Annotated in this window: 15 protein-coding genes; 6 read left to right on the top strand and 9 right to left on the bottom strand. The window is 68.1% G+C overall.

Features of this window, described 5'->3' with window-relative positions:
- Positions 1–12 precede the first annotated feature (12 nt).
- The 4 genes from A5790_RS09140 to A5790_RS09125 are packed head-to-tail and all read right to left on the bottom strand — an operon-like array spanning position 13 to position 2950.
- Entirely contained in the window at positions 13–735 is a 723-nt protein-coding gene (locus A5790_RS09140) for an adenosylcobinamide-GDP ribazoletransferase (RefSeq protein WP_066842804.1), read from the bottom strand.
- 3 nt (positions 736–738) lie between these two features.
- The gene (gene cobT, locus A5790_RS09135; RefSeq protein ID WP_066842802.1) at positions 739–1794 is read right to left on the bottom strand and encodes a nicotinate-nucleotide--dimethylbenzimidazole phosphoribosyltransferase; all 1056 of its coding nucleotides are present in this window, start codon (positions 1792–1794) and stop codon (positions 739–741) included.
- Entirely contained in the window at positions 1791–2321 is a 531-nt protein-coding gene (locus A5790_RS09130; protein ID WP_066842800.1) for a bifunctional adenosylcobinamide kinase/adenosylcobinamide-phosphate guanylyltransferase, read from the bottom strand. The genes cobT and A5790_RS09130 overlap by 4 nt, the downstream gene beginning before the upstream one ends.
- A gap of 5 nt (positions 2322–2326) precedes the next feature.
- Entirely contained in the window at positions 2327–2950 is a 624-nt protein-coding gene (locus tag A5790_RS09125) for a DUF3043 domain-containing protein (protein WP_369829778.1), read from the bottom strand.
- 194 nt (positions 2951–3144) lie between these two features.
- Here A5790_RS09125 and A5790_RS09120 point away from each other — a divergent pair, with 194 nt between their 5' ends.
- Positions 3145–3519, top strand: a complete 375-nt coding sequence (locus A5790_RS09120; RefSeq protein WP_066842795.1) for an iron-sulfur cluster assembly accessory protein — start codon at positions 3145–3147, stop codon at positions 3517–3519.
- A 16-nt stretch (positions 3520–3535) separates the two neighbouring features.
- Here the strand turns inward: A5790_RS09120 and A5790_RS09115 are convergent, their stop codons facing one another.
- Positions 3536–4168 (bottom strand): hypothetical protein, encoded by a 633-nt coding sequence (locus A5790_RS09115; RefSeq protein ID WP_066842793.1) that lies wholly within the window; start codon positions 4166–4168, stop codon positions 3536–3538.
- Positions 4169–4287: 119 nt separating this feature from the next.
- Here A5790_RS09115 and A5790_RS09110 point away from each other — a divergent pair, with 119 nt between their 5' ends.
- Positions 4288–5262 (top strand): carbohydrate kinase family protein, encoded by a 975-nt coding sequence (locus tag A5790_RS09110; RefSeq protein ID WP_066842791.1) that lies wholly within the window; start codon positions 4288–4290, stop codon positions 5260–5262.
- Here A5790_RS09110 and asnB read toward each other — a convergent pair whose 3' ends face one another.
- A complete protein-coding gene (gene asnB, locus A5790_RS09105) occupies positions 5263–7194 on the bottom strand; it encodes an asparagine synthase (glutamine-hydrolyzing) (RefSeq protein WP_066842789.1) in 1932 nt (643 codons plus the stop codon).
- A 128-nt stretch (positions 7195–7322) separates the two neighbouring features.
- On the opposite strand from asnB, the gene A5790_RS09100 reads away from it, so the two are divergent.
- From A5790_RS09100 to A5790_RS09085, 4 genes are all read left to right on the top strand, one after another.
- Positions 7323–8390, top strand: coding sequence for a cytochrome c oxidase subunit II (locus tag A5790_RS09100; RefSeq protein ID WP_066842787.1), 1068 nt, complete (start codon positions 7323–7325; stop codon positions 8388–8390).
- A gap of 9 nt (positions 8391–8399) precedes the next feature.
- The gene (locus tag A5790_RS09095; RefSeq protein ID WP_064394022.1) at positions 8400–8819 is read left to right on the top strand and encodes a cytochrome c oxidase subunit 4; all 420 of its coding nucleotides are present in this window, start codon (positions 8400–8402) and stop codon (positions 8817–8819) included.
- Between the two features lie 212 nt (positions 8820–9031).
- Positions 9032–9898 (top strand): MmpS family transport accessory protein, encoded by an 867-nt coding sequence (locus A5790_RS09090; RefSeq protein ID WP_066842785.1) that lies wholly within the window; start codon positions 9032–9034, stop codon positions 9896–9898.
- A complete protein-coding gene (locus A5790_RS09085) occupies positions 9898–10581 on the top strand; it encodes a DUF2561 family protein (RefSeq protein WP_066842783.1) in 684 nt (227 codons plus the stop codon). Before A5790_RS09090 ends, A5790_RS09085 begins: the two co-directional genes overlap by 1 nt.
- Positions 10582–10620: 39 nt before the next feature.
- Here the strand turns inward: A5790_RS09085 and A5790_RS09080 are convergent, their stop codons facing one another.
- Genes A5790_RS09080 through A5790_RS09070 form a run of 3 tightly spaced genes read right to left on the bottom strand, consistent with a single transcriptional unit; the run spans position 10621 to position 14371 of the window.
- Positions 10621–12333, bottom strand: a complete 1713-nt coding sequence (locus A5790_RS09080; protein ID WP_066842781.1) for a cytochrome bc complex cytochrome b subunit — start codon at positions 12331–12333, stop codon at positions 10621–10623.
- Positions 12330–13544, bottom strand: a complete 1215-nt coding sequence (locus tag A5790_RS09075) for a ubiquinol-cytochrome c reductase iron-sulfur subunit (protein WP_066842779.1) — start codon at positions 13542–13544, stop codon at positions 12330–12332. The genes A5790_RS09080 and A5790_RS09075 overlap by 4 nt, the downstream gene beginning before the upstream one ends.
- Positions 13541–14371, bottom strand: a complete 831-nt coding sequence (locus A5790_RS09070; protein WP_197696753.1) for a c-type cytochrome — start codon at positions 14369–14371, stop codon at positions 13541–13543. Before A5790_RS09070 ends, A5790_RS09075 begins: the two co-directional genes overlap by 4 nt.
- Positions 14372–14374 lie beyond the last annotated feature (3 nt).

Here is a 14374-nt window from a genome sequence, read left to right as displayed (position 1 = left end):
ACTCCGGCGGCTTCAGCGGATCGCGAGCCCCAACGCCGTGATCACGGTCGTCACCTCGATCGCGGCGCCGAGTACGTCGCCGGTGATGCCGCCGAAGCGCCGCACGCAGTGCGCCACGAGCACCGCGCCGCACGCGAGTCCGACGACGACGGCCAGTGGCCCCTGCCAGAGCCGGGGAGCCGCGAGCGCGGCCAACCCGGCGACCGCGACCGTCCACGCGGCGACCACCAACGCCGATTGCGTGCCCGCGACGCGAGCGCCCAGCGCACTTCCCGCCGCGGCGGGCACGCCTCGACGGCACGCCAGCACCGCCGCCACCCGCCCCGCCATGACCACCACCACCAGCCCGATCGCGGTCAGGCCGCCGAACGTGAAGGCCTGCGACAGGATGACCAAGACCACCGCGGCCACGCCGAACGGGCCCGCCGAGCCGTCCCGCATCACCTCGAGGGCACGCTGCGGCGGGCCGTAGCAGCCCAAACCGTCGGCGGTGTCGGCGAGACCGTCGATGTGCAGGGCACGCGTCGCGGCGACGACGGCGGCCACCGCCAGCGCCCCGGCCAGGGCTCCGGGCCCGAACGCCCACGACGCCGCCCACACCGTGGCCGCCGCCAGCCCCCCGACCGCCGCGCCGGCCACCGGCAACGCCGTCAACGCACCGCGACCGATCGCGGTCGAACTCCGTACCGGTACGACGGTGCCGAACGCGAAAGCCCCTGCAAGCGAACGGATCACCGGTTAGTTCTCCTGGGTCACGCGCGTGACGCCGGCTTCGTCGAACGTCGCCATCGACGTCAGCGTGGCCACCGCCGCGCGCACGACCGGCAGTGCCACCGCGGCCCCGGTGCCCTCGCCGAGACGCATGCGCATGTCGACGATCGGCTCGAGTCCCAGCCGGTTCAGCGCCACCTCGTGGGCGGGTTCGGTGGACAGATGCCCGGCCTGCCACCAGTGGCGGGCGCCGGGCGCCAGGCGTTCGGCCAGCAGGGCCGCCGCCGTCACCACCAGGCCGTCGAGCAGCACCGGCGTCCGCCGCACGGCCGCCTGCGCACAGAACCCGGCGATCGCGGCGAGATCGGCGCCGGCGCAGATACGCAGCAGCGCAACGGGATCGGTGAGGCTGTTGCGGCACCGGTACAGCGCGTCGCGGACGGCGGCGGCCTTGCGTGCCCAGCCCGCGTCGTCGACCCCGGTGCCTCGCCCGACCAGCACGACCGGCTCGGTGTCGGTGAGCGCCGCGATCAAAGTCGTTGCCGGGGTGGTGTTTCCGATGCCCATATCGCCCGCGATAAGCAGGTCGGCACCCGAATCGACCTCGTCGTCGACGACGCGGCGGCCCGCCTCGAGCGCGGCGGTGACCTCGTCGGCGCTCAACGCGTCCTCGACCGTGATGTCGCCGCTGCCCCGGCGTACCTTGTGCGCACCGATCGACGGCGAGTGCGGTTCTTCGGTGTCGACCGCGATGTCGACGACCCGCACGGTCGCGCCGGCGGCCTCGGCCAGCACGTTGATCGCCGCGCCGCCGGCGTCGAAGGTGGCGACCATCTGCGCGGTGACATCCGCCGGGTAGGCCGAAACTCCCGCCGAGGCGACGCCGTGGTCACCGGCGAACACCACCACTCGGGGCCGCTCGAGCGGCCGCGGCGGGCACACCCCCTGACATGACGCGATCCAGACCGCGAGGTCTTCGAGCCTGCCCAGGGAGCCTGCAGGTTTGGCCAGTTGGCCCTGGCGCGCACGGGCGGCGGCGGCGACCTCGGCATCGGGTGGCTTGACCGCCGGGAAGCCCGTCACACCGGGTCCTTCACGGCCAGTGGCTGCCCGGCGATGACGAGCACGACCCGATCGCAGACCGTCGCGAGCCGTTGGTTGAGCGATCCCAGCTCGTCGGCGAAACGGCGACCGGCCGCCGTCGCCGGCACGACGGTCAGCCCCACCTCGGGGCTCACCACCGCCAGCGGAGCGGGGAAGCCGTCGACCGCGTCGAGCAGGTCGTCGACGTCCGCGGCGACCGAGCCGCCGGTCCACGCGCCCGAGCGGTCCATCGCCGCGGTCAGCCATGTACCGATGTCGTCGACCAGTGTTGCGGCGGGGTGCGCGCGTAATTGCGTTGCGACGTCTGTGGTTTCGACAGTGGACCACCGACCCTGACGGCGCGAGCGGTGGGCCGCCACCCGGGCCGCCCACTCGGGATCGTCAACGGTCGAAGGCCCGGTGGCCAGGTAGCACACCGGTTGCGCGTCGGTCGCCTCGGCGGCGAGCGCGGTTTCAGCCCACTGCGACTTACCCGATCGGATGCCGCCGAGCACCAGGGTGCGCACCGGGCTCAGGTGACCTTGTCGCCGCGGTTCACCTGCGGGCGCGGTGCGCGCATGCGACGCAACTGCGAGGCGCGGCTGGCCGCGTAGAAACCGAGCTTCCAGCCACCTTCGGTGTTGTCCGGGAACTTCTCGTCGACCAGCCGGTTGACCCGACGGCCGAGGATGAAGCCGTCGATCACCATGATCAGCACCAGCACGAGCATCGCGGGGGAGAGCAGGCGCTGCACCTCGACCGAGGGCACCGCGAGCATCACGAAGATCAGGCCAAGGGCCGACGGCATGAACAGCCCGAGCACATTGCGCCGGGCGTCCACCACGTCGCGGACATAGCGGCGTACCGGTCCCTTGTCCCGGGGGAGCAGGTAGGCCTCTTCGCCGGCCATCATCTTCTCGCGGCGCTCGGTCATCTGCTCGCGGCGCGCCGCCTTCTCCTCGCGGCGTTCCTCACGGCTCATCGTGTTGCGCATCTCTTTGCGGCGGCGACGCGCTTCGGCGGCCGTCATCGGGGCGGGTGCCACCGGGCCGCGCTTGCGGGCCGCCTGGTCGCGCTTGGGGGTCGGCCTGCCCTTCGGTGGGGTAGTGCCAGGCCGGGCGGTTTCCTGCGCATCGGCGGAGGTGTTCTCCGCCACATCGGCGCTCGACGCGTCGGCGGTCGGCTTGTCGTCTTTCTTGCGGCCCAGCAGCTTCACGCCTGCCAGGTTACTTCCGTCGCGAGGAGCGGGACTGCCAGGGGAGGAGGCCTGGGGACAAACTCGGGAATAGCGTCGAGACGAGGTACCGTTGATTTGTACGCGCCACGACAATGAGGCCTACAGGAGACGTAATGACAGTTCAGGAAGAGTCGGCAGGAACCCCAGGGACGGCGACCGCCGCCCACGGCGTGACCCTGACCGACGCCGCTGCCGCGAAGGCCAAGGCGTTGCTGGACCAGGAGGGCCGCGACGACCTCGCCCTGCGCATCGCCGTGCAGCCGGGTGGGTGTGCCGGACTGCGCTACAACCTGTTCTTCGACGACCGGTCGCTCGACGGCGACCTGTCCGTGGAGTTCGGCGGCGTGAACCTGACGGTGGACCGGATGAGCGCCCCGTATGTGCAGGGCGCGACCATCGACTTCGTCGACACGATCGAGAAGCAGGGTTTCACCATCGACAACCCCAACGCCACCGGCTCGTGCGCCTGCGGCGACTCGTTCAACTGATTTCCGACCCGGTCGGTCAGTACTGGCCTGACGTGCGCGGCAGGTAGGAACACACCAGGATTTCGTTGTCTTGGGCCAACAGCTGGGCGACGGCCTGCTGTTCCCGGGTGTCGTTCTGATCTCGGCGCGATCCGCCTGCCGGCGTCACCCGCATGGTGAACAGCACCTGCGCCTGATGGGGCGAGGGCTGGACGATCTTGTCGATCGATATCACCTCGGCCTGCCTGTACTGCTTGCGGAACGCGTCACCCGACAGGCGCGCCAGCGCCAGATCCGAGCGCTTCTCCTTCACCGCATCGAACAGCCCACACAGCGTGTGGCGGGCGACCGTCTCGTCGTCACCATTGGTCAGCGCATCCAGGTAGTCCTGGATGGCCGCCGTTGCCGAGGATTCGCTCAGCGCGTTCGAACTGGCCGGCTCCTCGTCCCCGCCCGCCATGGCGATGACCGCGACGACCGCTGCGACCAACGCGACCGCCACCACCGCTGCCAGGACGATCGGCCAGCGCTTCTTCTTCCGGTACGGCACCGGCGGCGGCAGCATGCCCGGATACGCCGACGGCACGTTTTCCGGATACGGAAGTGATTGCGGATACATTTGCGGGCCGGTCGGTCCAGCGCCGTATTCGGGCGGGTACGGGCCGGTCATAGATTTGCTCCCCCGAGATGTGGGTCGGAATGCGCCTGTCTACAGTTGCTGGCGGGCTTTTGTACGCAGGTTAGCGCACTAGAATACCTAGGCGACTTAATAAATGAAGGGTGTAGTTCGTGACAATTGCGGTGACCGGATCGATTGCAACCGACCATCTGATGCGGTTCCCCGGAAAGTTCTCCGAACAGCTGCTCCCCGAACACCTGCAGAAAGTCTCGCTCAGCTTCCTGGTCGACGACCTCGTCGTGCACCGCGGCGGCGTCGCAGGCAACATGGCCTTCGCGATCGGTGTGCTCGGCGGTGACGTCGCACTCGTGGGCGCCGTCGGGCGCGACTTCGACGACTACCGCAGCTGGCTGGAGGCCGTCGGCGTCGACACCGAGTGCGTGCTGGTCTCCGAGACCGCCTACACCGCCCGGTTCGTCTGCACCACCGACGACGCCATGGCGCAGATCGCGTCGTTCTATCCGGGTGCGATGTCGGAGGCGCGCAATATCTCGCTGGCCGATCTGACTAAGCGGATCGGTAAGCCCGAGCTGGTGATCATCGGTGCCAACGACCCCGAGGCGATGTTCCTGCATACCGAGGAGTGCCGCAATCTCGGCCTGCCTTTCGCCGCCGACCCCTCCCAGCAGCTGGCGCGGCTCTCCGGTGAGGAGATCCGCAGGCTGATCGACGGTGCCACGTACCTGTTCACCAACGACTACGAGTGGGACCTGCTGCTGCAGAAGTCAGGCTGGAGCGAGGCGCAGGTGATGAGCCAGATCGGGATTCGCGTCACCACCCTCGGCCCCAAGGGCGTGGACCTGGTCAGTTCGGACGGCACCTTCATTCACGTCGGGGTGGTGCCCGAGAAGCACCAGGCCGATCCGACCGGTATCGGGGATGCGTTCCGTGCCGGCTTCCTGACCGGTCGCAGCGCCGGGCTGAACCTGGAGCGTTCGGCGCAGCTCGCCTCGCTGGTGGCCGTGCTCGTGTTTGAGGCGCCCGGCCCGCAGGAATGGGGCTGGGACCGCGACGAGGCGATTCAGCGCCTCGGCGACGCCTACGGCGACGAAGCGGCCGCCGAGATCTCGCAGGCGCTCAAGTAGCTAGAGCTGCACCGGGTAGGTCGGCTCGCCGATCTGCGGAGTGATGGCGTGCTCGACGAAGATCGCGTGCCACAGCATGAAGATCAGCACGGTCCACAACCGGCGGCTGTGATCGCTTGTGCCGTCGCGGTGTTCGTCGAGCATGGTGCGAACGGTCGCGAGGTCGACCAGATCGCCGGCCTGTGACGAGCTGACCATCGAGTACGCCCAATCCTGTAGCTCGCCGGCCCGCAGCCAGTGCCGGATCGGGACGGGGAAGCCGAGCTTGGGCCGGTTGAGCACGTGCTCGGGAACGATCGGCTCCAATGCCCGCCGTAATGCGAACTTCGTTGTGGCCCTGGTGATCTTCTGGTCATACGGCAGACGGGAAGCGACCGCGAAAACCTCGGGGTCGAGGAAGGGCACCCGCAGTTCGAGCGAGTTCGCCATGGTCATCTTGTCCGCCTTGACCAGGATGTCGCCGCGCAACCAGGTGAACAGGTCGACGTGCTGCATGCGCGCGACCGGGTCCCACCCCTGCGACGCGGCGTACACCGGTGCGGTCACGTCGGTGTGCGTCCACTCCTGGCGGAAGCCGGGAAGCACCGCGCGCAGTTGCTCGTCGGAGAAGCTGCGCGCATTGCCGTAGTAACGCTCCTCGAGCGTGAGCGAACCGCGGTGCAGCAGGCTCTTGCCCCGCATCCCCTCGGGCAGCGGTCGCGACGCGCGCCCCAGCGACCGTCGCAGCGGCCGCGGCAGGTATTCGAACGGCTTCAGCGACAACGGTTCCCGGTAGATGGTGTAGCCGCCGAACAACTCGTCGGCGCCCTCGCCGGAGAGCACCACCTTGACGTGTTTGCGGGCTTCGCGGGCGATGAAGAACAACGGAACCAGCGCCGGGTCGGCCACGGGTTCGTCGAGATACCAGACGATTTCGGGCAGCGCGGCGACGAACTCGGACTGGCTGACGACCTTGGCCACATGCCTGGCGCCGATCGCCTCTGCCGAGGCGACCGCGACGTCGACCTCGGAGAAACCTTCCCGCTCGAATCCGGTGGTGAACGTGATCAACCGCGGGTTGTGCCGCATGGCCAGCGCGGCGATCGCCGTCGAGTCGATGCCGCCGGACAGGAACGCGCCCACGGTCACGTCGGCCCGCATGTGCTTGGCCACCGAATCCTCGAGCACTGCGGTGATCTCGTCGTAGCGCTCCTGCTCGCGGCCCTGTATGAACGGCACAGCGGTGAACCGCGGGTGGAAGTAGCGGGTCACCTCGAGTTCACCGCCGGGGCGCACGCGCCCGTAGCTACCCGACTCCAGCCGCCGAATCCCGACGTGCAGCGTCTCGGGTTCGGGCACGTACTGCAGCACCGTGTAGTGCTGAACGGCGCGCTGATCGATGTCGAGGTCGAGACCCAGCTCGTCGGCGAGCTCGAGCAGGCACTTCTTCTCGCTGCCCACCGCCGTGCCGCCGGGGCCGGTGGCCAGATAGAGCGGCTTGATGCCGAACGGGTCCCGGGCGCAGAACAGCTCACCGCCGACGGTGTCCCACAACGCGAAGGCGAACATGCCGCGCAGCCGGGTCAGCGCCTCGGTGCCCCAGTGGTGGTAGGCCGCGATGATCGTCTCGCCGTCACCGTCGGTGTTGAACGTCACGCCGTGCCGGGCCGACAGTTCCTCGCGTAGCTCGAGGTAGTTGTAGATCTCGCCGTTGAACACGAGCACATAGCGGTCGGGCGTGTCCGGCGGCCCCCACCGCAGGGGTTGGTGGCTGTGGGCGATGTCGATGATCGACAACCGGTTGAACCCGAGCACGACCCGGTCGTCGGACCAGGTCCCGGGCTCGTCGGGGCCGCGATGACGCATCAGGTGGGACGCACCGGACACCGCGTCGATCAGCGCGGGGGAGACGTCAGCGGACGGGTCACGTACCAGGGCCAGCAGTCCGCACACGGCGCCAGTATGCCTAATCGTGAGGTGTGTTGAGACCTGCACCCGGGCGTGGTCTACGCTGCGTAGTATTCGCTCCAGAAATTGACCGCACCGCGGTCGCGCGTCACTGACTTCTAGGAGGCTCCAACGTGACACCTCGCGGGCTGAAGGCGGTGGCGCGAACCGCGTCGCTGTCAATCGTCCTGGGTGCTACGGCGTTGCTGCTCAGCGGTTGCAGCTGGTCGGAGGTGCTGGGCCTGGGATGGCCGAAGGGCATCACGCCCGAAGCGCACGTGAACCGCGAACTGTGGATCGGTTCGGTGATCGCCTCGCTGGTTGTTGGCGCGATCGTGTGGGGCCTCATCTTCTGGTCCTCGGCGTTCCACCGGGCCAAGAAGACCGACACCGAGCTGCCCCGCCAGTTCGGCTACAACATGCCGCTGGAACTGGTGCTGACCGTCATACCGTTCCTGATCATCTCGGTGCTTTTCTACTTCACCGTGGTGGTGCAGGAGAGGATGCTGCACGAGGAGTCCAACCCCGAAGTCGTCGTCGACGTCACCGCCTTCCAGTGGAACTGGAAGTTCGGCTATAAGTCGGTGAACTTCTCCGACGGCACCTTGACCTACGACGGCGCCGACCCCGAGCGCGCGGCCGCCGTGGCGTCCGGCCCCGAGGGCCTGGAAGGTGAGCACGGCGGCGAAGAAGGTTCACACGACCCCGCATTCGGCGTGATCGCCGGCAAGCACCCGCAGGACCGCTCGTATCTGGCGTTCGACAAGGTCGAGACGCTCGGCACGTCCTCGGAGATCCCGGTGCTGGTGGTGCCGTCGGGCAAGCGCATCGAGTTCCAGATCGCCTCCGCCGACGTCATCCACGGATTCTGGGTGCCGGAGTTCTTGTTCAAACGCGACGTGATGCCTAACCCGCGGGCCAACAACTCCGACAACACCTTCCAGATCAGCGAGATCACCCAGACCGGGGCGTTCGTCGGGCGGTGCACCGAGATGTGCGGCACTTACCACGCGATGATGAACTTCGAACTGCGCGTGGTGGAGCCCAACGACTTCAAGGCCTACCTGCAGCAGCGCATCGACGGCAGGACCAACGCCCAGGCGCTGGAAGCGATCAACCAGCCGCCGACCGCCGTCACCACGAAGCCGTTCGACACCCGTCGCGGTGAACTGGCGCCCCAGCTAACGCAGGCCAGCAAGTAGGGACACCACATGCATATCGAAGCCCGGCTGTTCGAGTTCTTGACCGCGTTCTTCGTTCTCGCGGCCGTCGTCTACGCGGTGCTGACGGCGATGTTCCAGTACGGCGGCATCGAGTGGGCCGGTACCACCGCGCTGGTGTTGACCGCCGGCCTGACCCTGATCACCGGCACGTTCTTCCGGTTCGTGGCCCGGCGCCTGGACACCCGGCCCGAGGACTACGAGGACGCCGAGATCAGCGACGGCGCCGGTGAGCTCGGCTTCTTCAGCCCGCACAGCTGGTGGCCGGTGATGATTGCGCTGTCGGCCTCGATCGCTGCGGTCGGGGTGGCGCTCTGGCTGCCGTGGCTCATCGTGGCCGGTGCATGCTTCGTGATCACGACGGTCGCGGGCCTGACCTTCGAGTACTACACCGGCCCCGAGAAGCACTGACCGTCGAATCGGCTGCCCTGCCGTTCGGTGCGGGCGGCCAGGGTCACAGCCAAGGTCACAATCGGGCCACCACTTGCGGCGGGAACCGTGGCGGGTGATCACGCCCGGTTACGGCGTTGGGTAATGTTGCCGAGGCACGGTCAGTCGCCGCCGCTGAGCCGGGAGTCTGTGGCGTGCCGCGCCGGTTGAGTAGTCGAGAAGGATAGGCGTAAATGAGCGGGCCGAATCCCCCGGATGACGAAGGGTCGGAATTTCAGAGTCGGGAGCCGAGCCAGGATCCGAAGCAGACCGGCGGTGACCAGCCTGCGCCCGATAGCAGCGACACCGACTTCTATTCGCGGGCGTATTCGGCGCCAGAGTCCGAGCAGTTCACGGCGGGCCCGTATGTGCCGGCCGACTCGTCGCTGTACGACTACGACAGCTATGAGCCGCCCGAACCGGTCGACCAACCCGCACCGCCACGGTGGCCGTGGGTCGTCGGCGTGGCGGCGATCATCGCGGCCATCGCGCTGGTGGTCTCCGTTTCGGTATTGGTGACCCGCACCGACACCGACAACCTCGCGACGCCCGAGACCTCGACGACGACCGTGGCGCCCCCGGTGCAGGACGAGATCACGACCACCACGCCGCCGCCACCGCCTCCGCCGCCTCCACCGAGCGAAGAGCCACCACCGCCACCGCCCGAAACGGTGACGGTGACCCAGGAGCCGCCTCCGCCGCCCGCACCAGTCGAACCGCCACCGCCACCACCGCCGCCGGAGACCACGTCGCCGCCGGCGCCGCCTCCACCCACGACGACCCGTTCGGGCCCGCGACAGGTCACCTATTCGGTGACGGGAACCAAAGCACCGGGAGACATCATCACCGTGACCTACATCGACGCGTCGGGCCGAAGCCGGACCCAGCGCAACGTCTACATTCCGTGGTCGTTGACCGTGACACCGATCTCGCAGTCCGAGGTCGGCTCGGTGCAGGCGTCGAGCCTGTTCCTGGTCAGCCGGTTGAACTGCTCGATAACCACGAGCGACGGCACCGTGCTGTCGTCGAACACCAACAACGCCGCACAGACCAGCTGCTGATGACGTACGAAACGGACGCGTCGGGGCGCTCGCGGTTGACCCCGGCACTGGATCCCCGCGAACTCGACCGCACCGATCGCATCCTGCTCGGCTCGTGCGCGGCGATCTGGCTGGTGGCGCTCGGCACCGGGGTCGCCGCGACGGTGGCGCTGGTCGACCTCGGGCGAGGGCCGGCCCAGTCGTCCGGAGATGCCGGCACACCGTGGCTGCTCTACACCGTCATCGGGATCTCCGCGGTGGTGATCATCGGAGCGGTTCCGCTGCTGTTGCGCGCCAGGCGCGAGGCAATGGCCGAATCGCCGCAGCCCCAAGCCACCGGGGCCGCGCCTGTCGCCTCGGCGGCTCCCGGCCGCGGTCGGCCGATCGACCCGACACCGCCCACCGAGAAGTTGCCGTACGCGGCGCCGCGCCAGGAGCGCACCCTCGAGGCGCCTGCGCCGACATCGACGCCCGCGTCCACGGCGGTTGACCTGCTGGGGCTGCGCTGCGCCGTGGCGATCGCTTGCGCGATCGGCATCGCCATGGTGGCGATCGGTGTGGCCACCTATCTGATGGCGGTCGACAGCAATGTCGCGGCCTGGGTCTTCTATGGGTTGACCGCGCTGGTCACGCTCGCCATGCCCGTCGTGCCGTGGTTCTACCTCAAAGAACTACGCGCCCTGCTCGATCAGCAGGGCGCGTAAGTCCTTCACAGCGGCCGCTTTTCGATTGTGCCGGCGGCCTCAGTGGTGGCCGTCGGACGAGTCTCCGTCACGCGAGCCATGTCCATTCGACGAGCCGTTGCGCTCCTGGTGCTCGGCCAGCGCGGTGAGCGCCTTGCGCTCGCCGGCGTGCAGAGCCGCGGTCAGCGCCTCGTGCTCTTCGATCGGGTCGGCCGTGAGGAAGCTGCCGGTACCCGGCGCGCCCGCGGAGCCCAGCTTGTTCATCCGCTTCGGGATGGCAGCGCCCTGGTATTCCAACGGAATCGGATGACCGTGCTCGTCCACCGGGCCCAGCGGCTGGTGCAGCTCGATGTAGGCACCGTGCGGCAACCGCTTGATGATGCCGGTCTCGATGCCGTGTTCGAGCACCTCGCGGTCACTGCGCTGGAGGCCGACGGCCCACCGGTAGGCGATGTAGTAGACGATCGCGGGCAGCACCACCATGCCGATGCGGCCGATCCACGTCGTCGCGTTCAGCGAGATGTGGAACTTGAACGCGATGATGTCGTTCATCGCGCACAGCGTGAACAGCATGTACAGCGCGATCGCCGCTGACCCCAACGCGGTTCGCACCGGGGCGTCACGCGGACGCTGCAGCAGGTTGTGGTGTGCAGTGTCGCCGGTCAGCTTCTTCTCGATGTACGGGTAGGCGATCAGCAGCGTGAACACCAGGCCCATGAACAGGGCCACCCAGGTGGACGCCGGGACGGTGTAGTTGCCGAAGTAGAGCTCCCACGGCGGGAAGATACGCGCCACACCCTCGGTCCACATCATGTAGAAGTCCGGCTGGCTACCCGCCGACACTTGAGATGGCTTGTACGGCCCGAGATTCCAGACGGGGTTGATCGTCAATAGCCCACCCATCAGGCCGAGGATGCCGACGGTCATCGCGAAGAAGGCACCCGACTTCACCGCGAACACCGGCATGACGCGCACGCCGACGACGTTGGTCTCGGTGCGGCCCGGGCCGGGGAACTGGGTGTGCTTCTGGAACCACACCAGGGCGAGGTGAAGCCCGATGAGCGCCAACATGATTCCGGGGATCAGCAGGATGTGCAGTGCGTACATCCTGGGAATCCAGTATCCGTCCTCGTTGCACATGTATCCGACTCCGCCGCAGGGGAAGTCGCCGCCGAACAGGGCCCAGTGCAACCAGGTGCCGATCACCGGCATGCCGAGCGAGATCGATGAGAGCGCGGCCCGCAGCCCGATGCCCGACAGCAGGTCGTCCGGCAGCGAGTAGCCGAAGTAGCCCTCGAACATCGCCAGGATCAGCAGCAGGGCTCCGATCACCCAGTTCGCCTCACGCGGACGCCGGAAAGCGCCGGTGAAAAAGATACGGGCCAGGTGGACCATGATCGCGGCCGCGAACAGAAGTGCGGCCCAGTGGTGGATCTGACGGACGAACAGGCCGCCGCGGACCTCGAAGCTGATGTCGAGCGTCGACGCGTAGGCCTTCGACATCTGCACCCCGCGCAGCGGCTGGTAGACGCCGTTGTAGGTGACCTCCGCCATCGACGGGTCGAAGAACAGCGTCAGGTACACGCCGGTGATGAGCAGCACGATGAAGCTGTACAGCGCGATCTCGCCCAGCAGGAATGACCAGTGGGTCGGGAACACCTTGTTCAGCTGGCGTCGCACCGCCGCGGACGGGTGGTAGCGCGAATCGATCGCATTCCCTTGGCCCGCCGCGACTTCGGCGAGGTTCGGCGGCTTCGGCAGTGATGGACTCATGCTGTTTTCCGTTCCCAGAAGGCCGGCCCGACGGGTTCGATGAAGTCGCCGTTGGCGACGAGGTACCCGTCCTGGTCGATGGTGATGGGCAGCTGCGCCAACGCGCGCGCAGCCGGGCCGAATATGGGTTTAGCGAAGTGCAACGCGTCGAACTGCGACTGGTGGCACGGGCAGAGGATGCGATACGACTGCTGCTCGTACAGCGACGAGGGGCAGCCCAGGTGTGAGCAGACCTTCGTATAGGCGAACAGGTCGCCGAAGTTGAAGCTCTCCTGACCCTTGCGCTTGACCACCCGGGGCAAGTCCTGCGCCTTGATTCTGATCAACATGACGGGATTGCGAACACCCATCGCGATCTCGGCGAGATGGTGGTGCGACTCGACAGTGGTTCCGTCGCCGTCGGATTCGCGCCACGGGAACACCGTCTCCATACCGCCGGCGTCGATGTCCTCGGGGCGCATCTTGACGAAGGTGCCGCTGCCGGTGGAGCGGGCCAGGAAGATGGTCTCGCCCTCGTACCGCGGCGTCCACCCGGACGTCCACAGCACCGCCTTCTTGCCTTCGGCGGTCTCGACGACGGGTTTCCACGGGTTCTTGATCAGACCGCCCGCGAACGCCACCAGCGTGCCGAGGCCGAACGCGCCGAGGCCGATGCCCAGCGACAGGCCGACCAGCTTGCGCCGCTTGATCGTCGAGCCTTCCAGCGCGTCGGTCAGGTTCGCCACGACCGTCTTGCGGTGGATCTCGGGGGAGGCGCCGTCATGGCGTTCCTGGATCGAGATCTCCTCGGGGATGAACTTCTTCTGGTACAGCACCGCACCGATGCCGATCGCCAGGATCGACAGCCCGAACGTCAACCCGTACAGCGGAGTGGTCAGGCTGAACAGGAACTCGCCCTCGGAGCCGTAGGGCACGTACTCCCACGGCCAGAACAGGAACACCAGCAGCAGGGCCAGGCCCGAAAAACCGCCGAGCAGAAGCCAGTACGAGACCACGCGGCTGGCGCGCTTCTCGGCCTTGGTGTCGGGGACCGGCCAGCGGTCCTCCTTGTAGACGATCTCGACGCCGTCGAGTTTGCCGCCGAGTTCGACCAGCTCCTCGCGGGACATCGCCGCCAGTTCGGCGTCGGTGGGCTGCCCCGATACACCGGCCTGACCCGGTGCGTCGGTGCCCTTCGGGGTGTTTTCGGTGCCGTTGCCCGGCTCGCTCATGCTCGCGCTCCGATCCACAGGGCCGCGGCGATGACGGCCACCATGCCGATGATCCAGGCCGCCATGCCCTCGGGCGCCGGGCCGAACCCACCGAGGCCGTAGCCGCCGTAGCTCGGCGCCTCCGCCGACTCGCGGACATAGGCGACGATGTCGCGCTTCTCATCCGGCGACAGCTGCCGGTCCGAGAACTTCGGCATGTTCTGCGGGCCGGTGAGCATCGCGGTGTAGATCTGCGCGGGCGTGGCATCGCCGAGGTCGGGCGCGTACTTACCCGACGACAGGGCGCCGCCCTTGCCGGTGAAGTTGTGGCACGACGCGCAGTTCAGCCGGAATAGGTCGCCGCCGCGGGCGACGTTGTCGCCCAGCAGCGACTCCTGTGCGACGCGTCCGTTGTCGTCGCGGGGGACGACCGGGCCGCCGCCGTTGGCCTGGACGTAGGCGCCGAGCGCGTCGGTCTGCGCCTCGTCGAACAGCGGGTCCTTCTTCGGGGCCTGGGCCTCGCCGCGCATCGCGGGCATGCGGCCGGTGGAGACCTGGAAGTAGACCGCCGCCTCGCCGACGCCGATGAGGCTGGGCCCGCGGTCCGGCACACCCTGGAGGTTGACGCCGTGGCAGGTCACGCACGAGGTGTCGAACAGCTGCTTACCCGTGCGCAACAGCGCCGACTGCGATTCGTCGGCGACCGCGACTTGCGGTGCGGGCGTCAGGGTCGCGGCGAGACCGCCGGCGACACCTAGTCCGAGCAGCAGCAGCACAGCACCTGACAGGCGCCGGCGTAGCCGACGGCGCGACTTGTCGGTCATCGAACTCCTTCTCATCGGATTCATCGG

The sequence above is a fragment of the Mycobacterium sp. 852002-51152_SCH6134967 genome (assembly GCF_001667105.1).
GTDB lineage: Bacteria > Actinomycetota > Actinomycetes > Mycobacteriales > Mycobacteriaceae > Mycobacterium > Mycobacterium neumannii_A.
This window is presented reverse-complemented; position numbering and strand designations above follow the sequence as displayed.